Origin of the sequence: Bacillus sp. KICET-1 (assembly GCF_027721405.1) — a bacterium.
In the GTDB taxonomy this organism is placed as follows: Bacteria; Bacillota; Bacilli; order Bacillales; family Bacillaceae; genus Bacillus; species Bacillus velezensis.
This window is the reverse complement of sequence record NZ_CP113515.1, coordinates 2,341,610-2,365,405: the sequence shown is the minus strand read 5'-3', so window position 1 is coordinate 2,365,405 and position 23,796 is coordinate 2,341,610. Positions and strand designations below refer to the sequence as shown.

28 protein-coding genes and 6 pseudogenes are annotated in these 23,796 nt (G+C 42.4%); 12 read left to right on the top strand and 22 right to left on the bottom strand.

Going from position 1 to position 23,796, the window contains the following annotated elements:
- Nucleotides 1-28: 28 nt before the first annotated feature.
- Nucleotides 29-643 carry a helix-hairpin-helix domain-containing protein gene (locus OVA33_RS12215; RefSeq protein WP_013352942.1) on the bottom strand — a complete coding sequence of 205 codons (615 nt, stop codon included), beginning with the start codon at nucleotides 641-643 and terminating at the stop codon, nucleotides 29-31.
- Nucleotides 644-701: 58 nt separating this feature from the next.
- On the opposite strand from OVA33_RS12215, the gene comER reads away from it, so the two are divergent.
- The gene (gene comER / locus OVA33_RS12210) at nucleotides 702-1,523 is read left to right on the top strand and encodes a late competence protein ComER (protein ID WP_014305449.1); all 822 of its coding nucleotides are present in this window, start codon (nucleotides 702-704) and stop codon (nucleotides 1,521-1,523) included.
- A 68-nt stretch (nucleotides 1,524-1,591) separates the two neighbouring features.
- On the opposite strand, the gene OVA33_RS12205 is transcribed toward comER, so the two are convergent.
- Genes OVA33_RS12205 through OVA33_RS12170 form a run of 8 tightly spaced genes read right to left on the bottom strand, consistent with a single transcriptional unit; the run spans nucleotide 1,592 to nucleotide 6,597 of the window.
- Nucleotides 1,592-2,329 carry a class I SAM-dependent DNA methyltransferase gene (locus OVA33_RS12205; protein WP_014305450.1) on the bottom strand — a complete coding sequence of 246 codons (738 nt, stop codon included), beginning with the start codon at nucleotides 2,327-2,329 and terminating at the stop codon, nucleotides 1,592-1,594.
- Complete coding sequence (gene rsfS, locus OVA33_RS12200; RefSeq protein ID WP_003152864.1) at nucleotides 2,326-2,682, bottom strand: ribosome silencing factor; 357 nt, start codon at nucleotides 2,680-2,682, stop codon at nucleotides 2,326-2,328. Before rsfS ends, OVA33_RS12205 begins: the two co-directional genes overlap by 4 nt.
- Complete coding sequence (gene yqeK, locus OVA33_RS12195) at nucleotides 2,679-3,260, bottom strand: bis(5'-nucleosyl)-tetraphosphatase (symmetrical) YqeK (RefSeq protein ID WP_017418181.1); 582 nt, start codon at nucleotides 3,258-3,260, stop codon at nucleotides 2,679-2,681. The genes rsfS and yqeK overlap by 4 nt, the downstream gene beginning before the upstream one ends.
- On the bottom strand, nucleotides 3,250-3,819 hold the full coding sequence (locus OVA33_RS12190; protein ID WP_017418182.1) for a nicotinate-nucleotide adenylyltransferase: 570 nt from the start codon (nucleotides 3,817-3,819) through the stop codon (nucleotides 3,250-3,252). Before OVA33_RS12190 ends, yqeK begins: the two co-directional genes overlap by 11 nt.
- Before the next feature lie 10 nt (nucleotides 3,820-3,829).
- The gene (yhbY, locus tag OVA33_RS12185) at nucleotides 3,830-4,120 is read right to left on the bottom strand and encodes a ribosome assembly RNA-binding protein YhbY (RefSeq protein ID WP_003152858.1); all 291 of its coding nucleotides are present in this window, start codon (nucleotides 4,118-4,120) and stop codon (nucleotides 3,830-3,832) included.
- Nucleotides 4,114-4,956 carry a shikimate dehydrogenase gene (aroE, locus tag OVA33_RS12180; protein ID WP_017418183.1) on the bottom strand — a complete coding sequence of 281 codons (843 nt, stop codon included), beginning with the start codon at nucleotides 4,954-4,956 and terminating at the stop codon, nucleotides 4,114-4,116. Before aroE ends, yhbY begins: the two co-directional genes overlap by 7 nt.
- Before the next feature lie 19 nt (nucleotides 4,957-4,975).
- Nucleotides 4,976-6,076: a ribosome biogenesis GTPase YqeH gene (yqeH, locus tag OVA33_RS12175; protein WP_128974108.1), complete on the bottom strand. Its 1,101-nt coding sequence runs from the start codon at nucleotides 6,074-6,076 to the stop codon at nucleotides 4,976-4,978.
- Nucleotides 6,077-6,078: 2 nt separating this feature from the next.
- Nucleotides 6,079-6,597 carry a YqeG family HAD IIIA-type phosphatase gene (locus tag OVA33_RS12170; RefSeq protein ID WP_007408254.1) on the bottom strand — a complete coding sequence of 173 codons (519 nt, stop codon included), beginning with the start codon at nucleotides 6,595-6,597 and terminating at the stop codon, nucleotides 6,079-6,081.
- A 357-nt stretch (nucleotides 6,598-6,954) separates the two neighbouring features.
- Here OVA33_RS12170 and OVA33_RS12165 point away from each other — a divergent pair, with 357 nt between their 5' ends.
- On the top strand, nucleotides 6,955-7,095 hold the full coding sequence (locus OVA33_RS12165) for a sporulation histidine kinase inhibitor Sda (protein ID WP_003152850.1): 141 nt from the start codon (nucleotides 6,955-6,957) through the stop codon (nucleotides 7,093-7,095).
- Between the two features lie 132 nt (nucleotides 7,096-7,227).
- Here OVA33_RS12165 and OVA33_RS12160 read toward each other — a convergent pair whose 3' ends face one another.
- The 3 genes from OVA33_RS12160 to OVA33_RS12150 all read right to left on the bottom strand — a co-directional run bounded on the left by OVA33_RS12160 (nucleotide 7,228) and on the right by OVA33_RS12150 (nucleotide 8,972).
- Entirely contained in the window at nucleotides 7,228-7,362 is a 135-nt protein-coding gene (locus OVA33_RS12160) for a hypothetical protein (protein WP_003152848.1), read from the bottom strand.
- A gap of 74 nt (nucleotides 7,363-7,436) precedes the next feature.
- A complete protein-coding gene (locus tag OVA33_RS12155; protein WP_025649828.1) occupies nucleotides 7,437-8,168 on the bottom strand; it encodes an SGNH/GDSL hydrolase family protein in 732 nt (243 codons plus the stop codon).
- A gap of 69 nt (nucleotides 8,169-8,237) precedes the next feature.
- The gene (locus OVA33_RS12150; RefSeq protein WP_013352949.1) at nucleotides 8,238-8,972 is read right to left on the bottom strand and encodes a polysaccharide deacetylase family protein; all 735 of its coding nucleotides are present in this window, start codon (nucleotides 8,970-8,972) and stop codon (nucleotides 8,238-8,240) included.
- Between the two features lie 233 nt (nucleotides 8,973-9,205).
- Here OVA33_RS12150 and OVA33_RS12145 point away from each other — a divergent pair, with 233 nt between their 5' ends.
- Complete coding sequence (locus OVA33_RS12145) at nucleotides 9,206-9,832, top strand: TVP38/TMEM64 family protein (protein WP_017418184.1); 627 nt, start codon at nucleotides 9,206-9,208, stop codon at nucleotides 9,830-9,832.
- Between the two features lie 15 nt (nucleotides 9,833-9,847).
- Here the strand turns inward: OVA33_RS12145 and OVA33_RS12140 are convergent, their stop codons facing one another.
- A complete protein-coding gene (locus OVA33_RS12140) occupies nucleotides 9,848-10,318 on the bottom strand; it encodes a GNAT family N-acetyltransferase (protein WP_063636714.1) in 471 nt (156 codons plus the stop codon).
- Entirely contained in the window at nucleotides 10,284-11,540 is a 1,257-nt protein-coding gene (locus tag OVA33_RS12135; RefSeq protein WP_063636715.1) for an MFS transporter, read from the bottom strand. Before OVA33_RS12135 ends, OVA33_RS12140 begins: the two co-directional genes overlap by 35 nt.
- Nucleotides 11,541-11,998: 458 nt before the next feature.
- Between OVA33_RS12135 and sigK the strand changes: the two genes are divergently transcribed.
- Nucleotides 11,999-12,721: an RNA polymerase sporulation sigma factor SigK gene (gene sigK, locus OVA33_RS12130; RefSeq protein WP_007408248.1), complete on the top strand. Its 723-nt coding sequence runs from the start codon at nucleotides 11,999-12,001 to the stop codon at nucleotides 12,719-12,721.
- 49 nt (nucleotides 12,722-12,770) lie between these two features.
- On the opposite strand, the pseudogene OVA33_RS12125 reads toward sigK, so the two are convergent.
- The 6 genes and pseudogenes from OVA33_RS12125 to OVA33_RS12100 all read right to left on the bottom strand — a co-directional run.
- Nucleotides 12,771-12,968 (bottom strand): annotated as a pseudogene (locus tag OVA33_RS12125) (DUF2634 domain-containing protein); the annotation flags it as partial.
- Nucleotides 12,969-13,068: 100 nt separating this feature from the next.
- Entirely contained in the window at nucleotides 13,069-13,767 is a 699-nt protein-coding gene (locus OVA33_RS12120; RefSeq protein ID WP_063636716.1) for an aspartate/glutamate racemase family protein, read from the bottom strand.
- Nucleotides 13,768-13,860: 93 nt separating this feature from the next.
- A pseudogene (locus tag OVA33_RS12115) lies at nucleotides 13,861-14,130 on the bottom strand (DUF2577 family protein).
- A 55-nt stretch (nucleotides 14,131-14,185) separates the two neighbouring features.
- A pseudogene (locus tag OVA33_RS12110) lies at nucleotides 14,186-14,303 on the bottom strand (hypothetical protein); the annotation flags it as partial.
- Between the two features lie 272 nt (nucleotides 14,304-14,575).
- Complete coding sequence (locus OVA33_RS12105; protein WP_076984016.1) at nucleotides 14,576-14,683, bottom strand: winged helix-turn-helix transcriptional regulator; 108 nt, start codon at nucleotides 14,681-14,683, stop codon at nucleotides 14,576-14,578.
- Between the two features lie 3 nt (nucleotides 14,684-14,686).
- Nucleotides 14,687-15,538, bottom strand: a complete 852-nt coding sequence (locus tag OVA33_RS12100; RefSeq protein WP_063636717.1) for an aldo/keto reductase — start codon at nucleotides 15,536-15,538, stop codon at nucleotides 14,687-14,689.
- 170 nt (nucleotides 15,539-15,708) lie between these two features.
- Here OVA33_RS12100 and OVA33_RS12095 point away from each other — a divergent pair, with 170 nt between their 5' ends.
- The gene (locus tag OVA33_RS12095) at nucleotides 15,709-16,152 is read left to right on the top strand and encodes a MerR family transcriptional regulator (RefSeq protein WP_013352974.1); all 444 of its coding nucleotides are present in this window, start codon (nucleotides 15,709-15,711) and stop codon (nucleotides 16,150-16,152) included.
- 186 nt (nucleotides 16,153-16,338) lie between these two features.
- On the opposite strand, the pseudogene OVA33_RS12090 reads toward OVA33_RS12095, so the two are convergent.
- Nucleotides 16,339-16,519, bottom strand: a pseudogene (locus OVA33_RS12090) (phage major capsid protein); the annotation flags it as partial.
- Nucleotides 16,514-16,853 (bottom strand): annotated as a pseudogene (locus OVA33_RS12085) (recombinase RecT); the annotation flags it as partial. The pseudogenes OVA33_RS12090 and OVA33_RS12085, both read right to left, overlap by 6 nt.
- A gap of 105 nt (nucleotides 16,854-16,958) precedes the next feature.
- Here OVA33_RS12085 and OVA33_RS12080 point away from each other — a divergent pair.
- From OVA33_RS12080 to OVA33_RS12050, 7 genes and pseudogenes are all read left to right on the top strand, one after another.
- Entirely contained in the window at nucleotides 16,959-17,801 is an 843-nt protein-coding gene (locus OVA33_RS12080) for a sialate O-acetylesterase (protein WP_017418186.1), read from the top strand.
- Nucleotides 17,798-18,325, top strand: coding sequence for a PadR family transcriptional regulator (locus OVA33_RS12075; protein WP_026092261.1), 528 nt, complete (start codon nucleotides 17,798-17,800; stop codon nucleotides 18,323-18,325). Before OVA33_RS12080 ends, OVA33_RS12075 begins: the two co-directional genes overlap by 4 nt.
- Nucleotides 18,326-18,870: 545 nt before the next feature.
- On the top strand, nucleotides 18,871-20,724 hold the full coding sequence (locus OVA33_RS12070) for a T7SS effector LXG polymorphic toxin (RefSeq protein WP_017418188.1): 1,854 nt from the start codon (nucleotides 18,871-18,873) through the stop codon (nucleotides 20,722-20,724).
- Between the two features lie 11 nt (nucleotides 20,725-20,735).
- Nucleotides 20,736-21,191, top strand: a complete 456-nt coding sequence (locus tag OVA33_RS12065; RefSeq protein WP_003152829.1) for an SMI1/KNR4 family protein — start codon at nucleotides 20,736-20,738, stop codon at nucleotides 21,189-21,191.
- Nucleotides 21,192-21,322: 131 nt separating this feature from the next.
- A complete protein-coding gene (locus tag OVA33_RS12060) occupies nucleotides 21,323-22,165 on the top strand; it encodes a hypothetical protein (RefSeq protein ID WP_003152826.1) in 843 nt (280 codons plus the stop codon).
- Between the two features lie 100 nt (nucleotides 22,166-22,265).
- A pseudogene (locus tag OVA33_RS12055) lies at nucleotides 22,266-22,382 on the top strand (sigma factor-like helix-turn-helix DNA-binding protein); the annotation flags it as partial.
- A gap of 113 nt (nucleotides 22,383-22,495) precedes the next feature.
- Nucleotides 22,496-23,646 (top strand): IS3 family transposase gene (locus OVA33_RS12050; protein WP_094246999.1). Its coding sequence is split into 2 segments (ribosomal slippage): nucleotides 22,496-22,769 and nucleotides 22,769-23,646, totalling 1,152 coding nucleotides; the frame shifts between segments, so codons are not numbered across the junction.
- The last annotated feature ends 150 nt before the right edge of the window (nucleotides 23,647-23,796 follow it).

Sequence of the window (23,796 nt, the reverse complement as noted above, 5' to 3'; positions counted from 1 at the left end):
TTACATAGATTTAAGCAGAACCGTCAATTCACTTTACCGTAATGGAAGTTTTTATCCGCTCAAATGACTTTTCTCCAAAGCCTGATACATTCATCAAATCTTCAGCAGTCTGAAACCGTCCGTTTTCTTCTCGGTAGGCGATAATGGCTTCCGCTTTTTTCTGCCCCACCCCGGAAATCGCCTGAAGTTCGTCCAAAGATGCCGTATTGATATTGACAGCTGCATTCTCCTTTTCACCCGCTGCTGTTTTCGGGTGATTCTCTTCTTCGCCTTCACTCGGAATATAAACAATCGTCCCGTCCTGCAGCTGCTCTGCTAAATTAACATTCAATTCATCCGCCTTTTTCTTCAGGCCTCCGGCTTTTTCAATGGCTTGCGTCACTCTGTCTCCCGCTTTCATTTCATACACGCCGGGATTTCGGACCGCACCTTTCACATCAATCATAATCTTATCGTCTGCGGTGTCTTTTTTGTCCGCGACGGATGCCGAGGCTGTTTGGCCGAGCACGGACTGCTGTTTGACCGGCTCTTCCTTTTCAGAACGAAACAGCCAAATACAGATAAAAACCGCCCCTGCCGCAAGACAAGCGCCCAGAATTTTCAGGTTCCGCCGCAGCCGCTCCGTCATCATCGCTTTCGTCATATTGCATTGCCTCCCCGCATAAGGTTTAGAGGATTAAGGGAAAAAGGAGGGGAATTCATTGAAAATAGGCTTTATCGGCACCGGAAACATGGGAACGATCCTGATTGAATCGTTTATCGAATCAAACGCTGCCGATCCCTCACATATCACCATCACAAACAGAACAATCGAAAAAGCATTAAAACTAAAAGAACGTTTCAGCGGCATCCATGTCACCGAGGATCAGGAAAAGCTCGTACAGGATAATGAAATAATATTCATTTGTGTAAAACCACTGGATATATATCCTTTGCTGAAAAAACTCACACCGCATTTACGGAAAGATCACATTTTAATCTCCATTACCAGCCCCGTTCAGACGGATCAGATTGAACATACGGTTCCGTGTCAGACGGCCCGCGTCATTCCGAGCATTACGAACCGCGCCTTGGCCGGCGTCTCGCTTGTTACGTTCGGCAAAAGCTGCAGCGAGTCTGCAAAAGCGGATATTCAAACGCTGTTCACTCATATTTCAAAACCTGTGGAAATCAGCAGCGGCATTACAAGAGCGGCGTCAGACATTGTCAGCTGCGGACCCGCTTTTATGAGTTATCTCGTTCAGCGCTTTATTGACGCGGCAGTGGAAGAAACGGACATCACCAAAGAAGAAGCCGTGATTATGTCGACAGAAATGCTTGTCGGTCTCGGAAAGCTTCTTGAAACGGGGCATTACACGCTTCCCGCCTTGCAGGAAAAAGTATGCGTAAAAGGCGGCGTCACCGGAGAAGGACTGAAGGCTCTCGAAAGCGGTGTTCAGGATATGTTCAATCGTGTCTTTCAGCGTACACATGACAAATACGATGAAGATATATCGTTAGTGAAGAAGCAATTTCACGTGTAACTGAGTATGCCATAAAGAGCTTTATCGCGCCAATCGCAAAAAATGCATTTTAAAAACCATCGTTCCGTTTAAACGATGGTTTTTGGTTTGCCTGCCGTAAAGAAAAGACGTTCAGACTCTGTTGAAGGAGGCCGGTCTGTAAAATCAGCCGTCACTTTCTTCAATTCAAATCCGGTCTCTGCAAGCATTTGTTTATATTCTTCAATGTAAAATGTTTTTTGCTCATGCGTCTCGTCATAGCGGTCATAAGATTGTCCGTTCCATACGAAAAAGGACATATCATGGATGACAGAAAGCTCTTCATCGCCGGCAAAGCTTTGCCAGATATAGCTGATCTGCTCATCCTGATCCGCATGGGTGCTGTCCGGAAAAAGCTCCGTCATTTTATACGGGGAATGGACGTCAAACAGAAGCAGGCCGCCCTCCTTCAAAACTTGAAAAACACTTTTGAAGGTGCTTAAGACATCATTTTTCGTTTTTAAGTAATTTAGGGAATCACAGCAGATGACTACGGCATCAAACTGTTCTTCAAAACCGGAAAGCTCTCTCATATCCTGCTGGAGAAAAAGAATCGGCTTTCCTGTTTTTTTCTGCTGGGCACAGCTCAGCATATCTTCACTCAAATCAATCCCCGTGACTTCGCAGCCTTTTTCAGCAAGCCTGATGGATATTTCTCCGGTTCCGCAGGCAAGATCAAGCACCCTTCCCTTTTCCGGAAGAGACGCTTCGATCCAGCCCGCCCATTCATCATACGGCGCATGGGACATTAACTCGTCATATACACCGGCGAAGCCTTGGTAAATCATGAGTTCAAGCCGAGTTCAAGCTCTGCGAGCGGCGCGTCGCCCCATAGCTTTTCAAGATTATAGTAGCTTCTTTCATCTTTATGGAAAACGTGGACAATGACGTCGCCGAGATCAACTAAAACCCAGCGGGCCTCATCAAACCCTTCCATCTTTTTGACATCAATGCCGTTTTCTTCTGCCTGATCTTTAATTTCGCGCGCAATGGCCTGAACCTGTTTATCAGAATTCCCGTGGCAGATTAAAAAGTAATCCGCTACAAGTGAGATTCCTTCCATGTCCAGCGCTAAAATATCTTCTGCACGTTTATCGTCGCATGCTTTTGCCGCGATTTTTAATACGGAAGCTTGATTCATTTTCCATATTCCTCCTGTCGTTTTTGAGACACCAGCCAGTTATAGGTTGCAAACGTCTCCGGAAAGACCGGCTGGTTTTTGTTCATCAGAAATATCATTGTATTTTTCATCGCTTGTATGAGCGCTTCGTTCAGATCTGTTTCCGCCAGACGGCGCACCTCTTCCACTCCGGGAAAATGGCGGCCGGGTTCAATGTAATCCGCAACGTAGATGACTTTGTCTAAAAGGGTCATTCCGGGACGCCCTGACGTGTGATAGCGGATTGCATCCAAGATCTCGGGATCAGTGATCCCCGCTTCTTTCTCAGCCAAATACGCTCCCACAGGGGCATGCCACAGCTCGGCATTGTAATCCAAGAGCTCAGCCGGCATTTTTTCCCGCACGATGATCTGCTTCATTTCTTCTTTCGGCCGGAATTTCGCATAATCATGAAAAATAGCCGCCATTTCCGCTTTTTTCGGATCTGCTCCGAACCGGCCTGCGAGAATAACCGCCGTATCTGTCACGCCGATTGTGTGGATGTAGCGATGCTCGGTCAGCTGTTCTTTGACGCAGGCAAGTGCTTCCTCACGATTCATATAAATCATTCTCCTCTATATACTGCCTCACTTTATCCGGCATTAAGTATTGCGTCGGCTTTTTTGCTTTGAGACGTTCTCTCAGCATCGTTGACGAAACGTCAAATTCCGGAACGTCGGCAAAAAGCAGCGGGTACGGGGTCTCAATATGATACCCCGGGCGCCGCACTCCGATAAATTGAATGAGCGTGAGCAGTTCGTCCAGTTTGTACCATTTCGGCAGATATTCAATCATATCCGCCCCGATAATAAAGAAAAGCTTGTCGTTCGGGTGCCGCTCCTTCAGCAAACGGACGGTATCATAGGTATAAGAAGGGCCTTTCCGGTCCATTTCCGCAAGCTCAAGCTTAAAGCCGGAATTAGAGCTGATGGCAAGCTTCAGCATCTCCACCCGGTGCCGGCTGTCTGTAAAGTCTCCATTCTGCTTATGCGGAGGGATTTTATTTGGCATAAACCAAATCTCATCGAGCTCCGCCTGATGAAGGACTTCATTAGCCATCAGAAGATGTCCGTTGTGCGGAGGGTCAAATGTGCCCCCGAATATTCCGATTTTCTTCATGTCAACCACCTTACGGAAGCTCGATTTGTTTATTTTCCTTTGATTCCTTATACAATACGATCGTATTTCCGATCGTCTGCACCAATTGTGAACGACTGCCTTTCACAAGGGCTTCTGCGACATCATTTTTATCGTCTTCGCAGTTTTGAAGCACGCTGACTTTAATCAGCTCTCTTGCTTCTAAAGCCTCGGCAATCTGTTTCACCATGTTTTCGTTGACTCCGCCTTTTCCCACTTGAAAAATAGGCGTTAAGTGATGCGCTTTTGAACGCAAAAACCGTTTTTGTTTTCCTGTTAACATTGTGTTCCTCCTAGTTTTCCTTCAACAATCGCTCTCATTAAGCCGCTGTCAGGCTCTTGTTCCGTCCACAGCTTGAAAGACAGTGCGGCCTGTTCCACAAACATGCCGACACCGTCAAGGGTTGTTAAACCTCTTTTTTCAGCTTCTTTTAAGAACGCCGTTTGAATCGGGTTGTATACGATATCACAAACGATGGCGCCCGTTTTGGCCCGTTCCAATGAGAGCGGCACGGCATCCGTTTTCGGATACATGCCGACAGATGTTGTATGAATAATGACGTCATATTGTTCAAGCTGATTTTCAGCTTCTTTTAAAGTAAGGGCGCGTTTCTGCTGAAAAGAGGGAGCAGCCGCAATCAGACTTTCTGCTTTTTCCGGCGTGCGGTTGCAAACGTCAAATTGTTTCGGCTCTCTGCGGACGATCGTTGTAAAAATCGCTCTTGCCGCTCCTCCCGCCCCAATCATGAGGATGGAGAGCTCTGATATCGATTTGTCCAATACTTTGACTAAGGATTTATAAAACCCATCTCCGTCAGTATTATACCCGATGAGCCTGTCTCCCTCTCTTTTGACGGTATTTACGGCCCCAAGTACTTTCGCGCTTTCATGTATTTCATCCAGATGCTCCATGATCGCGACTTTATGCGGGACTGTGACGTTCACTCCGCAGATGCCAAGCGCCTTGATTCCGTTAACGGCGTCCTTGAGATGATGAGGTTCCACCTGAAACGCAAAATACTGCCCGTTGATGTTTTTATCTTGCAAAGCCGCGTTATGAATATCGGGTGACATTGAATGCCCGATCGGATTTCCGATTACTCCGTACAATTGTTTCATGCTCCCTCTCCCCTTCTCTCTATATTAATGAACGGCGGACAAATACGTGTACGCCTTTCGGAGCGTATGCCGTTATTTTTTTATCTGCTTGCTGCACCGTGACCCAGCCGAGACCGGAAAAAACGATATCCGTCTTTCCTTCTTTAATCGTAAACGTGTGGGGCGTAAGCTCCGGAAATTCATCCAAATGATCTTTTCCGGGCGGGGTAAGCAGTTCTCCCGCATGCTTTTCGTATAAGGCATCAGCATTTTCAAGCTTTGTTCTGTGAATCATCAATTCATTCGGCATATAGCAGACAAACGCCGTTTTATCGCCTGATACATAGTCAAACCGGGCAAGCCCGCCGAAATAAAGCGTTTGTTTTTCATTCAGCTGAAAAGTGCGCGGCTTCAGTTCTTTTTTCGGTGTCAGCACCTTTAAGTCACGCTTGTCCACGTAATGCGCCATCTGGTGATGGTTAATGATTCCCGGCGTATCATAAAGTGCAGATCCGTCATCAAGCGGGATTTCAATCGCGTCAAGTGTCGTGCCCGGAAATTGAGAGGTGGTAATAATATTCTCTTCCCCTGAAACCTCTTTAATAATCCGGTTGATAAATGTGGATTTGCCGACATTGGTACAGCCCACCACATACACATCGCGCCCTTCGCGATAATGTTCAATGGCGTCAATGACTTCTTTCATCCCTTGTCCGCGGGAAGCGCTGATTAAAGAGACATCAAGGGGTTTTAAGCCGTATTCTTTCGCTTCGCGTTTCATCCATTGAACGAGGCGTTCCCGTTTTACGGATTTCGGCAGGATATCGGCCTTATTACCGACAAGAATAATCGGATTACCGCCGACAAAGCGGTTCAGCCCGTTTATCCAGCTTCCGTTAAAATCAAAAATATCAACGACTTTGACAATAAGAGAGTCAGTATCGCCGATTGTGTGCAAGATATTTAAAAAGTCATCATCCGTTAATGAAACATCTTGAATTTCATTGTAATTTTTCAGTCTGAAGCAGCGCTGGCAGATGACATTCTCTTTCGTGAGCGATGCCTTTGGCGCGTATCCGAGACCTTGTTTATCCTCGGTCTGGATCGCTACTCCGCAGCCGATGCAAACAACCTTTTCCATTTCTAATCCTCCCACTGAATATGGCCTTTACGTTTCAAAGAACTCAATATTCTCCGTTCAATCCGGCGGTTAAAGCGCGTCATGACTCCGTCAGAGGAAGCGACAGGCACGACGAGGATCGTATGATACCCGTTTCTGTTTCCGCCGAGAACATCAGTAAGCAGCTGATCGCCGATGACCACACAGTCTTCTTTTTTCAGATCCATGCTGCTGACGGCTCTTTTAAAGGCGCGTCCCATCGGTTTTCTTGCCTTATAAATAAACGGTATGCCAAGCGGCTCCGAGAATAATTTCACTCTTCGTTCATTATTATTGGAGACGATCGTGACTTTAATGCCGTGCTCCTTCATTTCTTCAAACCACTCGATTAATCGAGGTGTCGCACTCGGTCTGTCCCACTCCACAAGCGTGTTGTCAAGGTCTGTAATAATCCCTTTCACATTGCGTTCTTTGAGCTTTTCCGGTGTGATATGAAATATATTTTTCACAAATTCGTCAGGTAAAAAAAACTTTTTTAACAAAACCCGCACCCTTCCTTTTCTTTCTATCATCTATATGTCGAAACCTGTCAGATTTAAAAACAAAGTCGGACTCGGTAAAAAAATTTCGACAAAAATTGGGTTTCTTCACCAGTTGTGGATAAAATTACACACATTATCCACTCTTATTACATCCGGATTTATCCAGATTATAAACAAGATACTAACAAGTTATCCACTTACGAGTGTGGATAACAGAACGATTGTTCTTATTTGTATTTCATGGTAGATTAAAGATAACCTCACCATGATTGAAACGCAACCTTCCATCATATGCTTGCGTCTGATGATTGATTACAATTGTAAGGAGGTGCCACTCCCATTAATTGGGTCCCCGGCATGAGAAAGCTTTCTGATGAATTACTAATAGAATCTTATTTCAAAGCCAATGAAATGAATTTGAGCCGTGAATTTATCGAGTTAATTGAAAACGAAATCAAAAGAAGATCGCTCGGACACATTATTTCCGTTTCCTCTTAAACAGAAAAAAATTCCCGGGCGAATTTCCTTTTTTTACTCAGATGACTGATATTATATCACTTCGGTTATGCGCATTACTACCACTTTCAACAAAAAACACCCCTAAAATAGAGGTGTTTAAGAGGATGGCTGCTATATATTGAACCAATACAGACCGCCCAGGACGAGAATGACGACGAGCAGCACAACAAAAAATGCGTACCAGTACCCCGCATTCACCCGAGGAGGCGGGCATACAGGATATTGCGGAGGGAAACCGCGGTTCATAGCAATCGCCTCCAAAAGATGTTTTTTCTACAGCCTATGAAGCAGAAGCAAAACGGTTTAGGCAGCTGACGGCGTCAGCGTTCCAAAACCCGCCCATTTTTTATGCCTTCAATTAAGATTCTGGCGCCTTTTGGCGTCATATGATTTCCGGAGGGATCTATCAGTCCGGATTGGATCAGCGCCCGGTCTGTATCTTTGCCGCCGTCCGCGCGTATAAAGTGTTTCCAGTTATCCACCAGCGGCACTTTCAACTCAGCTGCAACCTGCCTCGTAACGCCGTTATAGGAATTATGCCATTTTCTCGCGCCGCCTTTTTCTTTAAAGGCTGAGGCTTTATATCTCGAATAGTAATAGAGATGATGCGTTCCGTTTCCTTCTATAACCGGGATGCACGTCATTAAAATCGGCTTTATGCCGTGATTTCTGCTTTCGTTTATGAAATAAGTCAGGTTTTCTTTAAACCGTTTCTTTGATACTCGCGGCTGATCTCCCGTCAAAATGCCCGCATCATTTGTTCCGAACATGATAAATAAATATTGGGGCTTACGCTCCAGCACATCGCTTTGAAAGCGCAGGCGCGCATCCTCAGTCGTCTGGCCGCCTATTCCCGCATTTATAACCGTAAGACGGCCGCGTTCCGCTGTTTTTAAAATGTTTACCCACTGCTGCGCCTTCGGATAATCACGATAATCCCAGTTGGAACCGCGCGTATTGCTGTCGCCGAACGCGACAACACTTTTCTCTTTGCCCGCAGCGCATCCTGATAACAGACAGGTTATCGTAATAAAAAGAACAGCAAACTTCATTTTCTCTCCCTCCAAACCTTACCTCCTATGGTACACATCTCTTTGGCGGCTTTCAACGCGGCGCTCTCTTTACTGGATATGAAAAGGACCGGAATCCTGTCCGATCAAATCCGAAACCTTAACAAACGTGTAGCCCTGCTTTTTCAGCTGGGGAATGATTTCTTTCAAAGCCTCCACCGTCTGGCGCCGGTTTCCTCCGCCGTCATGCAGAAGAACGATATCTCCATCTCTGGCATGTGAAACAACGTGCCTGACGATTTTTCCTTTTCCGGGCCTTTTCCAGTCCCTCGGATCTTGGTTCCATGACCACATGATGATATGATAGCCCTCTTTTAAGATGCTTTTGAAAGCCGTCTGATTCAACGACCCTCCCGGCGGGCGGAATAACTTGTCCCCTTCCGGCTGCAGCGATCTGATATGATGCGCGGAGCTGTGAAGCTCTTGTAAAATGTCTTTGCGTTTTAAACGGTGAAAATAAACATGGTTCATCGTATGGTTGCCGATTTCATGTCCTTCTTCAACGATGCGTTTTGCCGTTATGGGGTATTTGTCTATACGGCTCCCGATACAAAAAAAGGTTGCTTTAACATTGTGCTGTTTCAGCACGTCTAACACAGCCTCCGTATAGACAGGATGGGGGCCGTCATCGAAGGTTAAAGATAGCTTCTTTTTTTCAGACCTTATATCCCAGTACACGTTTCCCGTCTTCTCCATGTCACTTCTTTTTAAAGATTTCGCATCGGCGGACACGGCAGTGAGACTCGTGAGAACGCATATCATGATGATCAGATGAAAGCATCTCAACGTTTACACCTCCAGTAAACACTACTGTTAACGTGTCCCCTTTTATAAAAAATCATTCTCTGCATCAAATGATGTACATCCCCGCTTCCCGCTTGTTTTTGTCCAAATCCGGGTGCAGCCGTTTCTCATCAAACGGCAAATGCTGATAAACAAGTACGCTTATCGGACAGCTTATTTTAATAGAAGGAGATAGATTTGTGCTGTATACTAATTGAAAAGAGGTGAACGTACAGATGATAAAAAAGGGATTCAGTCTTGCCGTCATCATTGCTGTCGTGATGATCGGCTTTATGCAAAAAGACGTCTGGCTCAGCATGATTCGCGCGGGCGGCATGTACGCCGTGCTTATGAGTATCCTTCTGGTCGCAGCTGACGTATTTTTTCCGATCGTTCCATTCGCCATTATCGCAGCCTTAAACGGAGCGGTTTTCGGGATTGTAAACGGAGTGTGGATTACATTGTCAGGCGCGATGCTCGGAACAATGGCATTGTTTTTTCTCGTCCGGTACGGATTCAGAGACTGGGCCAGAAAAAAGCTGGTGGCTTACCCGGCCGCGGCTCAATATGAAGATTCATTTCATCAGCACGCGTTTACGGCGGTGCTTTTCGGGCGGCTGATTCCGATTATACCGTCGCTTGCCATGAATACCGTCTGCGGGCTGAGTAACATACGATGGCCGATCTTTTTTTCTGCGTCGGTGCTCGGCAAAATTCCGAACATTGTGATCGTGACCGTCGCAGGCGCTTCATTTACAAGCAACAAACTGCTGTCTTTCGGGATTTACGGAATGTATATGCTCGTCTTAATGGCGGTCATTTATAAGAAGTTTCCCGGCCTTTTAAAAACAACGAGAAAATGAAACGCGTACCGCCCCCTATTCCGGCGGTACGGCTCCTCTCATTCTGAGAACTTTTCCGTTACATTCTGAACCGATCACTTCCATGTTTTTCTTTCTGTAAAATGACAAAGCCGCTTCATTGCCCGGCGAAACTCTCAGGTGATATTCCGAAACACCGTTCGCTCTGAAAAACTGATTCGCGTATTGATGCAGTTTTGTTCCGCTCCCTCTTCCCCTCTGCTGCTCAGTCATATAGTAAAGGTGCACATAACCGATTTTTTGGCTGCGGTAAAATTTGATGGAAGCTTCAAGCTGTCCGATCGGCTGCCCGTTATGAAGAAGCAGCATAAAACCGTCGGGAAAGCATTTGATTTGGGATGACAGCCATCTGAGATATTCATCCTTATTAAAATGATCCGCCGTGCCAAAGCTGACGAAAAACGAATCCTCACGAAATGAAACGGCCGTCTCTTTATGTTTGTTTACATTGATCCGCTTGAAATACATCGGGAGTCCTCCTTTTTGAGGCTGCAAATAAGAACGAGCATAAAACGGCTGCCAACGCCAGCATAACAGCAGCCCCTGCGAGGACGATGCCGCGGACGGAAGAACTGACAGCCGCCGCTCCGAAAACCGCCGTTACCACTATAATGAAGACGGCTTCGACTAATGAATAAAAGCTCCCCACTCTCCCCATAATGTCCACCGGAACATTTTTTTGATAAAACGTCTGAAATCCCGTATTGGCAAACGCCAGAAAAAAAGCGAGAAGGAAAAATCCGAAAGCAGCCGTCCAAAAAACGTCAGAAAACGCATAAATCATATATCCAACCGCTGTGAATAAAGAGCCCATTCCCATCAATAAAGAAGCCGGCATTTTTTTATTAAAGAACACATTGACAAGCGCCCCCGCAATAACCCCTGCCCCTGAGACACTGACGAGAAAACCGTAATCGGCATCAGTCAGCTGAAGAACTTCTTTTGAAAAAGCGGCTTCAAGCGAATCAAGCGCGGATGGCATAACGGTCATGACCAGACTGAATAAAAAATAAATGATCATGACGTCTCGCGCCGTTCGGCTGAAGCGATAGACGAGCTTCCAATCTTCTTTGTACACTGCCAAAGAAAGCTTCTGTCTGGGAGAATGTACGTGAGGCTCATTTTCAAGGTTCGGCAGCATCATCGTGATGAACCCGGACAGCACTAAAGCCGCCGCATTCACCCAAATCGCAAAAATCGGCGTGCCGGCGATAAAAAGCAGCCCGGCCGCAGCCGGACCGAGGAGAAAAGCCCCTGATTCCGACAAAGCCCTTAGTGAATTGAATCGTTTTCTCCTTTCAGCCGGGATAAGCATCGTCACATACGCCATGGAACACGGACGAAACATCGCATTGGCCATTTGAATCAAAAATACAATACAATAAACGGAAAATAAAGACCGTGCAGTAAACATCAGCGGCAGAACGGCAATGAATGCAGCCCGGATGAAATCAAGCGACATCATCATATTCCGTTTGTTGCACCGGTCGATGATGCTGCCCGCCCACCCATTTGTCATCAAAACAGCCGCAGGCCTGATTAAATAAAGGATGGAAACCGCAAAAGCAGACCCCGTTTCTTTTAAGACAATAAGATTAAGAGACAAAAAATAAATCCATTCACCAATATTTGCTATCCCGATTCCGGTTAACAGAAACATCGGGTACCGCCAAGACTTCAGGTTTTTCATCTTATCCCTCCCTTAGAAATAAAAAACGCCCTCAAGACAATAAAGTCTTGAGGACGGGAAACAGCCCGCTATGCCACCTCAATTCGGTTTGGTGCCGGCCATGCCGGGTACAAAGCTTACTCGGTAACAGGAGTATCCGCCGCATCATCCTCGTGTTGCATGATTCCGATGCGAAGCTAAGAGGTTTGTTTCAACACATCCATTCATACTCCTTCACAGCTCCCGGAGCTCTCTGTCATGAATGATATCTGTCTACTCGTCTCTTCAGCGCTTTTCGGTTATATTGTTTTTACCCTTACTTTTTTTAACAATATACAGGCTCAATCAGCAAAAATCAAGAGGCTGTAAGAAATAAAACCCGATTTTGATTAATTTCCCTGTACAGACACAAACAGCCCTACCGACACATACAGTTACATATAGGCGATTGCCTACATAACTTTGTGGAGGTGAGGACGGTGACAGGTGTTTTTGCAGCGCTCGGGTTTATTGTGAAAGAACTTGTGTTTTTAGTATCATACGTGAAAAATAATGCCTTTCCACAACCGCTCTCAAATAATGAGGAGAAAAAATACTTAGACCTTATGGCTGAAGGAGATGAACACGCCCGCAACATGCTGATCGAACATAATCTCCGTTTAGTCGCCCATATTGTGAAAAAATTCGAAAACACGGGAGAGGACGCGGAAGATCTGATCTCCATCGGTACAATCGGGCTGATCAAAGGAATTGAAAGCTACTCAGCCGGAAAAGGCACGAAGCTTGCCACATATGCCGCACGATGTATTGAAAATGAGATTTTAATGCACCTGCGCGCATTGAAAAAAACGAAAAAAGACGTCTCCCTTCATGATCCGATCGGCCAGGATAAAGAAGGGAATGAAATAAGCCTGATCGATGTCCTCAAGTCGGAAAGCGAGGATGTGATCGACACCATTCAGCTCAACATGGAACTTGAAAAGGTCAAAAAATATATCGACATTTTAGACGACCGCGAAAAAGAAGTCATCGTCGGCCGCTTCGGGCTTGATCTAAAAAAAGAAAAAACGCAGCGCGAAATCGCAAAGGAGCTCGGCATTTCAAGGAGTTATGTGTCGCGGATTGAAAAACGCGCATTGATGAAGATGTTTCATGAGTTTTACCGGGCGGAAAAGGAGAAGCGGAAGAAGAAGGGAAAGTGAGCGAAAAGCCGGATCTGACATTCCGGCTTTTTCTATTTTATCTTTTTCAATCATGACTATAAACAGAATATGCGTAGCGCTCAGTATGAAGGGACAAATATACAAACTGTTTAATCGCGTCAAGGCCTGTGATGAATTCATTTGTGATACGGCCATTTTCAAAATCTATTTTGTAGGTTTGCGAGGTCTCTATAACTTCGCTGTCATCTTCAATATCATCAGATTCAATTTCTGAGGAAAGGGTCATGATAAGATCACTCGTATAACGTTCCTCCATTTATTGATTGAATGAACCATAATAAAAACCGCTCCTAAAGAGCGGTTTTAAAATATAAGAAATAATCTTTCTAAGAAGAAATCGAAAGCGATTTATTTACTGCTTTTTGAGCATGGATTAAAGTCGTATCAAATAATGGCACTTTTGAATCGTCTGCCTTTACTAATAGTCCAATTTCAGTGCATCCAAGAATGATTCCTTCTGCTCCTCTATCTACCAAATTATTTATGATCTTCTTATAAATGTTTTTGGAAGACTGTTTAATTTCACCCAGACACAGTTCTTGATAAATAATATTATTTATTAATTCCCTTTCCTCATCATTAGGAACAATGACATTAATATCATGAGACGCAACACGTGATTTATAAAAATCTTGTTCCATCGTATATTTAGTCCCAAGCAATCCTACTGAGCGAATGTCTTGTCTAATAATTTGTTCTGCAGTTGCATCGGCAATATGCAAAATAGGTATAGTGATCATTTCTTGGATATATCCAAGAACTTTATGCATAGTATTTGTACATATTACAATAAAATCTGCACCTGCTTTTTCTAATGATCTTGCAACTTGACCTAAAGCTTCACCTGCTTTATCCCAAGCCCCTACGGATTGATAATGTTCAATTTCCTTAAAATCAACACTGTATAAAAGGCATTTTGCCGAGTGAAGCCCTCCTAACTTCTTTTTTATTTCTTCATTGATAATTCGATAATACTCAGCTGAAGATTCCCAACTCATTCCGCCAATAAGACCAATAGTTTTCATAACCCACCTCGGATGAAATTTTCAAAATATTATAGTTATTCTATAGCATAGATTAGGTCTTTACAATTATTTATTTTTTCAGGATTATTATCATTAAATTTTATCGAGAATAAAAAATGATTGCCCGCCTTTTAAGGAGACAACCATCAAATTCTCACTCATTTCCAGTTATTCATCTTCTCCAGAGCGCAACCGTATAGGAATAATAATCAAATCAGCAGGTATTATTAATTTGTCATTTTCATTAAGCCTTATTTCAATAGATGAAACGGAAATCACTTCAGCCGGCATAATATCCACCGGTGACTCAGAATCAATAAAGTCAGAATATAGAAAAAGAGATGTGACAGTTATGAAAATCATTTTTCTCATTCGTTACTGCATTTTGGTATCAAATGACTTGACTTATAAGTCCTTAACTTGCGTCTTCTCTCAAACGATTCAACGCCGGACGCTCTAAAAACTCCTCAGAAAATCTTTCACAGGCATACTTCAGTCCCTGCTTTCTATATGCAGACCTCGATCTGGCTGCCGATGCTTGAGCCCGTGTTCCTCGGTTGATAACCTTACAGCTAATGGCTATCATCCTGAAGTTTGTCCTACTGAGGTGATTTTCAACGGTGGAAAAAAGAAAAACTAGTTACTGATTAGTAACTAGTTTTTATCTTAAAAGATTCAAATATTAGGTTTCAGATTTTCTGGTTTAACCATCTCATCAAATTGTTCTTTCGTTAATAATGTAAGCTGCACGCAGTCTTTTTAGCATTAACCCTTCCTTATGAACAAACTTGGCATTTTCTAATAATTTTCATACCCGATAAGGTTCTAATTCCCTAAGTTGTAGTATCGATATCCTCTGTGTAATCCATGGGATTAACCTTTTAAGTTCATTAAACTTAACTGTTTTATTAGACAAAGCTTACAGATCGAATTTCATGGCGCCTATCGATTTTACAATTTCAGGATCTCGGTGCGACCCGAAAAGACTTTCTCCTTTATCAAGGGTGGAAATCTTTTCGATATCCTCTAAGCTCAACTCAAAATCAAAAATGTCAAAGTTTTCGACAATCCGTTCTTTGCGCACCGATTTTGGAATCGTAACGACTTCACGCTGAACAAGCCAACGCAGCACGACCTGGGCGACGGATTTATTGTGTTTTTCCGCAATGGAAGTCAACACGCCGTTGCTGAACATGTTATTGCGTCCTTCAGCGAACGGTGCCCATGACTCGTGTTGAACTCCCTGCTCTTTCATAAAAGCAGCACTTTCTTTTTGATGGCAGAATGGATGCGTTTCGACTTGATTGACGGCTGGCACGATTTCATTATGCATGATCAGATCCATTAGACGGTCGGGATAGAAGTTGCTGACTCCGATTGCCCTGATTTTTCCTTCGCGGTACAGATCCTCCATCGCGCGCCAAGCGCCGTAGTAATCGCCGTATGGCTGGTGAATAAGGTATAAATCAAGATAATCCAGCTGCAGCTTATTTAAAGATTTGGAAAATGCCGCCTTGGCACTTTCATAGCCGGCATCCTGAATCCAGAGCTTGGTCGTAATGAACAGCTCCTCACGCGGTACGCCGCTCCGCTTGATTGCACGTCCGACTGCCTCCTCATTTAGGTAACCGGAAGCAGTGTCAATCAGGCGATAACCGGCCATCAGTGCTTCATATACTGCGTTTTCACATTCTTGAGCATCGGGGACTTGGTATACACCGAAGCCGATAATTGGCATTTTCACTCCGTTGTTTAATGTTACGGTTTGCATTGTAATTCCTCCTATTGTTCAAATGTAGAACGACAAACGGCACGCATCCCGAAAATCGGGCACTGCAGAATGAATTCCGCTGCGGCTGGTTTGCGTTATAATAAGCTTATTACCTTCGTGCAACACGAAGGCAAGCACTTTTTTAAAAAATTTTTAAAGGAGGATTACACATGCATACAGTCAAAGAAGCAGCGATGATAACCGGACTCACTGAGCATGCGGTGCGCTTTTACACGGATAAAGGCCTGGTGCCGAGCGTACAGCGCAATAAAAACAATATCCGTTTGTTCGATGAAGAATCAATCAACTGGCTGTTTGGCGTCAAATGCCTCAGGCAATCCGGAATGCCGATTGAAGACATTAAAACGTACGTGAATCTCTGTCTCGAAGGAGATTCGACCATCCCACAACGGTACACACTCATGATGGAGCATAAAGAAGATGCGCTCGCTCAGCTCGAAGAAGCCAAACAGCACATTGCCCATTTGGAACAAAAAACCGCCCTATATCAAGCCATTCTGGAGCACCGCTCTTTTGATACAACCAATCCCGCCAACTGGGAAAAAATACAGCATATGCATAGTGACGTATTTTACTCGCCCACTGTCCGGTAGATGTGAAAGATATTTATGAGCACATCAATGGATCTTAAACTCCTAAATTGGAATCCATATTGAATAGGCTAAGTTTGATGACATGTTATGAGCGATTAAATTTGTTTATATACGGCTATAAGGCTGCAAGTCCTTAAGGTTACTTTCTATTAATATAAATTGATAGAGGTCGCATCTGTATGCGACTTCTTGTTCGATGTTGTTTTCAAGTGTGTCATAGGTAATGTTAACTTCAGCAATTACTTCTTTTTGTGCTTAAGTTAACTGTGCTAATTGATGGAACAGACTTTTGATCCTTAGTCAGCGCAACTCTTAAAATCGTTGGCGTATCTTGAACCATTCGAATAAAAGTTGAAGCTTGAACAGGCTTGCCATCAAAGGATCGGCTTCTCGCGCGCTTGGTTTTCTGTATTTTCTTTGCTCGAAGGCTCGGAATCGATAATTTCTGAATTGTCTGCTTCATTAATAACTGCTTTTTAGAAAGAATCCCCCACTTGCTCAAAACTGCTTTTCATACAGTCTTAAGAGCCATCGCATCACAGTCATTTTTCCATCCAAAATCAGACTTGGCCTGTTCGCAAAGCAAGTTGTATGTACCCTTTGTATCCAAGCTGGAATTGAGCCTTTCCTCCATAAGGAACTATCCAGGCATACCCTAAGTTTTTATCTATAGGCAGGTCGAGTGTCTGCCACAGGAACGCTTTTCATACATCATAATAAAACCTTATTAAAACTTTACAAGACAGCCTGAATTGACTATAGTCTAATTAGACTAAAATATTGATGTAAAGAAGTGAAAAAATTAGATGATAAAGTCTTTTTTAATGTTGGGGCAGTCGAATATGGCGGGCCGTGGATTTTTGAATGAAGCAGACCCTATCTATAATGAAAAAATTAAAATGCTGCGCAATGGACAATGGCAGATGATGACAGAGCCGATTAATTACGACCGTCCGGTTTCCGGCGTTGGCCTGGCGGCATCTTTTGCAGATGCATGGTCAAAAGCTCATCCCGATGAAGAAATTGGCTTAATCCCGTGTGCGGAAGGCGGCAGTTCATTGAATGACTGGCATCCGGAAGGCATCCTTTTTCAGCATGCTTTGTCCGAAGCCCGCTTCGCCCTCCGTTCCAGTCAAATTTGCGGAATCCTTTGGCACCAAGGTGAGAGTGACAGTTATCGTTCGCTGCATGAAACTTATTACGAGAAATTAACTCTTATCATCGAGACGCTAAGAAACGAGTTGAAACTTGATGATTTACCGTTGATTATTGGAGGGCTTGGTGACTTTCTTGGGAAGACCGGTTTTGGACAGCACGCGACTGAATTTCGACAGGTTAATGAACAATTGCTGCGTTTTGCTAATGAACAACAGAATTGTTATTTTGTTACTGCGGCAGGTTTGACTGCGAATCCTGATGGCATTCATTTAGACGCAGCTTCACAACGTAAATTCGGTTACCGCTATTTCGAGGCTTTTTCGAAAAAGCACCATATCCTGAAACCCATTTCGGGAGAGGAGCAATCACTGAAAGTGAAGGGTGACTATTCTAAAACAGAACAGATTTACCTTCATAGTATGGATTTGGCTTCGGGTGAAATCACGTACGCGGAATTTGAGGCGCGGATGGCGAAGGTGATGAAACCATAATTCCCTTACTTATCCTTGGCTTGCTCATCCAAAACCCCGGAGCTCACGGCTATGAACTTCTGGCCTTAATGGAAAAACGTCATTACAAATACATTGTTAACTTCACGAAAGGTTCATTTTATTACAATCTGCAGCAACTTGAAGAAAAGTGTTTGATTGAACAGATTCAGCGGAAACCCTCAACCAGCGGGCGTGAAATCCGTAACTTTAAAGTCACAGATTCGGGAAGGGCAGAATTTGAAAAATTAATGATCAAATACGGCACCAAATCGGAATATGTGAACCTGCCATTTTATGGGGCGTTACTCTTTGCCGATGAATTCGACAAAAATAAATTACTGGATCTGATCCAATCACAAATCGATCAGACTAAAACTCGAATCGAGCTTCTTGATGAATACCTGTCCATCACTCAAGAAATTCCCGGCACAATCAATTACTTTCGCCGCATGAATGAAAATTCCCGTTCACATCACTTGGTTAATTTAGAGTGGTTCGAAAAATTGAAAGCAGAAATAGAGTGAACTATTGCATAATAAAAAAATGCAATGTTACATATATCAGAATATTAGTTACCTACATATAAAACCTGTGTCGCAGATATCTAGTAACACCATTGATACAGGTTTTATACTCCTTCTTTAATTAAACCAGTATAGGGTTGTCAACACTTGCCCCAAACAAGAGCAAGTGAATCTGCTGCGTGTTCTTCTTTTTCAATCCGTATGAATAACCGCTTTTTTTACACCTATTCAGTATTCAAGTAAGGCAACTGATTTTTCTCCTTCGTCCGCTAAACTGCTGCTTGCTCTGTTGTTTTAGCTTTATCTGAATCTGTTTTATCTGTAGAAGCAGAATCAGACCCACATGCAGCCAAAGTAAAGCTTAGAGATAATGCACCAATGCCTAACCATTTCTTCCATTTTTCATCAACTGAATTAATCCTATTTTAAGATTTTGTTAAAGTTCAAATCTCCTAAAGAAAGTATCTTTAACAAAAGGAAGAAGCTTCTTACATGTAATATAATGTGGTAAAATTTAGATAAGATTAAGTGGGAAGGAGACAGATATGAAAGTATTTGAAGCATCCTCGTTAATCTCAGCAGCGGAAAAGCGAGCAAAAGAATATGATCAGATTAGAGAACAATTTATCAATCTCAGGAAAGCTTTTCAGGGGATGGCTGACTTAGACGACAGTGAGTTTTCAGGCAAAGGCGCCGACAATATCAAAGCCTTTTTTCAAGACCACGCAGGCGTTACAGACAGCTGGCTTAATCTGATCGATATGAAGATTGCTTTTCTTAACAGTATCTCAGGAAAAGTAACTGATGCGGGATTAGCCGATTCGTTTGTGGAAGAGTCCTTTTTAGAACATGAGCTGATTCATGCGAAGAATAAATCAAAAGCCATCATGCAGGAGCAGCGCAATGAAATGAAAGGTATCCTTGATGAAATCAGCGATATCATTCATCTTGATGTTTTCTCTACAGAAGATGTCGATCAAAAGCTGGATTCAGCAGACAAAAAACGGGATAAGACCATACATAAACTCGGAAAGCTTGATCACGATCTAACGAAAGAATACGCAGAAACAGAAGCGAACGAACAGTTCATCCAGGCCGACTTTCAACAGCTCCAAAATGCCACGGGTAAGGGAAAAAATGCAACACCACTTCACTATAACGCCAAGGCGTACAGAGAAAGTGACATACATAAGAAAAAAGGCGAGATTGCAAGACATTCAGATGCTTATTTGACGATTAAAAAGGAAGAAGCGAAAGAGCGGGAAATCAAGGATCTGAAGAAAAAGCTCGCTGACGGTGTGACCGATCCGGATGAATACTTGGAAATTGCGAAGAAGATCGGTTACGAGAATCTTGAACCTTCCCAGCAACAATATGTGATTCAGCTTGAACAAGCACAACAGCTCGAAGAAGTTGGTGAAACCACATGGGAAGTCCTGAAAGGAGTTGGAGTCGGTCTCTACGATGTCGCTAAGGATACTGTGACTGGCGTTAAAGATTTAGCTGTCGGGACTTGGGAGTTTTCCCAGCTCTCCGAAGAACAAAAATTAGCCAAAACAATTTCAGCTGTATTGAAGACACCTTCCTATGCAAAAATCATATGGACAAACATAGCGGATTCATGGAATGATAAAATGGTTAACGGAGATGCTTACTCACGATCTCATTATGTTACCTATGTGGTCGGGAGCCTTGTTGGACTTAAAGGCGTTGGCTCTGCTGTGAAAGTAACAAGCAAACTTGGTAAAGCCGGTGCTGCCAAAGTAGATAAAGTGATTGAAGCTGGAGAAAAAGCAGCTACTAGACATGTAAACAAAGGGATTACCGTAGGGAAAAACTACATAAATTCTTTATCTAGAAATAAAGATGATCTAGCACTTGTAGGTATAGCACAAGATATTGAGAATACCCATAATGTAAAGAATACGTCTATATTAAAAAAAACAATACAATCCAAACATGATCAATTTGTTAAAGCTGCACCATACACGTACGAAAACAGTGCGGGCAAAACAACGACCATTAACTTAAGAATGGGTCATTTGAAAAATGATGTCCATCCAGTAACAAAAGTTCCCTATGATAAAGACGGATTTCCAATATTCGAATCAAAACATACACTCACACTTGATAAAGCCGACTTTAAAAAAAGTAGAGACCAGCATTTTGACAAATTAAATAAACAATTATATAAGCAGATTGAAGAAGATCCATCATTGATTAAGAAGCTTGATTTGAACGAAGATGATTTACTTGATCTTCAAGATGGAATAACACCAGAGAAATACACATGGCACCACCATCAAACTCCTGGAAAAATGGAGCTAGTAGATCGAGTCATTCATGCTAAAACTGGTCACACTGGCGGATATAAAATTTGGGGGAAAGATGAGAAATAGGAGGTTAATCAATGCAAAGTATTAAATGGAGAAAACGAAGCACTTTTAAAGAGGCGACAAACAGTCAGATCGAAGAGGTAGAAGAAAAATTAAAAATCAAGTTCCCGACAGATTACAGAGAGTTCATTAAAGACCATAATGGATGCTCTCCTATAGATAAAAAGGTTGTCTCATTCCAAAATTCTCGAGAATCAATAAACAATTTACTGAGTATAGGAGATCCAACTCGACCAATTGATCTCCTTAGTACACTTGATAATGTTAAAGATCGGTTAGTTGATAAGATCATACCTTTTGCTACAGATGCAGGGGGAAACCTCTTTTGTTTTGATTATAGATTGTCTTCTCAAGAACCCGTAATTGTTTTTTGGGATCATGAGATCGCTAATGAAGATAAGGGAAGTTCCATTAGCTATGTTTGTGATTCATTTACAGACTTAATGGACAAGCTTGAAGAACAACATTAAGTTTTTTGACTATAGTTCTGAAATTTCCGAACATAACTCTGAGTGTCCTTGGCATTCAAGGTTCTAAAAATAGCAGAGGAATATTGAATAATGTTTGATAATTCATTTTTAGAACAGAAGGAGTTTAACTATTGATTGATCTTACAAATACCGGTCTAAGTATTATTGCATCATTGTTAACCATCATAACAATAATTATAGGGTTTGCCGCTACCAAAGAAACTCCTACTAAAATAATTCAACGAGGCAATAACAACTCTGTGCATATTGGAAAAAAGAAAATCAATATAATAAACATTTTCATGCCTAGTCAAAATCAAATAGATAAAGTCACCAATGCAAAAAGGGAGCCCGGCTCAGATAACTATTTTATGATTGTTCTTTTTTATATAGCTATCATTATCTTTGGTGCATTTTATACTAGTTACTATTATTGGTTTGTTGCAATTCTGTTGGCTGTCTTTATAATCCGGTTTATTAAGTTTATTCGTTTTTCAATTGCCATAAAGCTTACATCAAACTTATATGACAAAAGTAAATTCTTCATCAATTTTATCCAGCAAATAATTTTATGTTGCATTCTTCTAAGTCTGCTGTTTTTTTCAGCACCACAGGAATTACAAATAGTTGCTGATCATATAAAAGTAAATTTTGAAGGAGGCACCTCCTTTAAAATTTGGCTTATAGACTTATTTAAATACACATTCAGTATATGGAATACTACTACTTTTTATTTTTTCATTTTTAGAAGCGCAGGGATGTTGATTCTTACTCTTTTTGTATTCTATTCAACAGGCAAGAATGCATTACCAATTTATAAACACAATTCTTTCAACAGAAGAAAAGTGTTGTTTAATGAACTTTCTTCTTATATTTTTGTTATTATTCTTATTTTTTTCTCACTCTACCCATGGATATTCATAGACCTAAAAAACAGCTTAGAACCTTTATGGAATGAATGGGCACGCAAATAAAAAATGTCAAATTTATTAATGTTAAGGCCCCTATAGAGGGTCTTCTCTTATTTTAATAAAGTTTTAAGTTGCTCTTTCAGTCTATAAATACCATCTCGATAAGCTCGGCATTTCAAGGAGTTATGTGTCGCGGATTGAAAAACGCGCATTGATGAAAATGTTCCATGAGTTTTACCGGGCGGAGAAAGAGAAGCGGAAGAAGTCGAAGGGGAAATGAGCGAAAAGCCGGATCTGACGGGACTGACCCCATAAGATGAGACAAATAAAAACACCTTCAAGTTTGAATACGGATGATTGTTAGCCGAAATTAGACTTGGAGGTGTTTTTTCTATGGGGACAAGAGTGAGTTATCCGGTTGAAGTGAAACAGAAGGCTGTAGAAATGAGATTGGCAGGCGTACCTATGAAAGAGATCCTGCAGGAGTTGAATATTAAGAATAAGACACAGGTTCAGACATGGGTTAGATGGTATAAGGCTGGTGATACACATCGATTCGAACAGCCTGTTGGAAAGCAATACACTTACGGAAAAGGTCCGGAGTATTCTTCCGATTTAGAGAAACTGCAGGCAGAGATTCGTTACCTGAGACAACAGAATGAAGTTTTAAAAAAGTACAACGAATTGGAAAGGAAGTTGATAGCGAAACGTCAGTCGAACTTGTAGAAATATTGCACAGCACAATGACCGTACAGGATATCTGTATTCATTTAGGTATCTCTCGAGCGTCTTATTATCGTTGGAAGAAGAATCTGATGAAGGATCATCCCAAGCGCCATTTGGAAAAACAAATCGGCACGTTGTGCCGAGAGCACAAGTATCGATATGGATATCGAAAAATCACAGCCATACTAAAAAAGAGAATGTGTATTAACCATAAAACGGTTCAACGTATTATGCAGAAAAATCAATGGCAGTGTCGGGTTAAGGTGAAAAAGCGCAAGAAGGATGGGCAGCCATATGCCGTGGTCGATAATATATTGGATCGGAACTTTCAGTCTGATCGTCCTCTTGAAAAACTAGTAACGGACATCACATATTTGCCTTATGGACAGAAACAATTGTACCTTTCCAGTATATTAGATTTATACAATGGAGAAGTGATTGCTTTTACTATTGGGGATAAGCAGGACACAGCCTTTGTCTTAGACACACTTGATCAGCTACCAATGCTGCCTGAGAACTGCGTGTTACATAGTGACCAAGGTTCTGTGTATACATCTTACGAGTATCAAAAAGCTGTTAAAACAAAAGGCATTACCATGAGCATGTCCCGCAAAGGGACGCCCGCTGATAATGCCTCCATCGAATCGTTTCATTCCTCGCTAAAGTCTGAAACGTTCTATCTTAACAGCATTGATCGAACTACGACTGCCATCGTAGAACGCACTGTCATAGAATACATTCATTATTATAACAATATTCGTATTCAAACCAAACTAAACAACCAATCACCGATAAACTATCGGCAATTGGCTGTTTAAAAGGTGTTTTGACCCCTGTCTCAAAAACGGGGGGCAGTCCCTGACATTCCGGCTTTTTTTATTTTCTTTTCAATATAAAACAATGATAACTTCTTTCATCTTATGAAACCCAAGAGTTATTAGGTGTTTTCTTTATCTGTACAAATACAG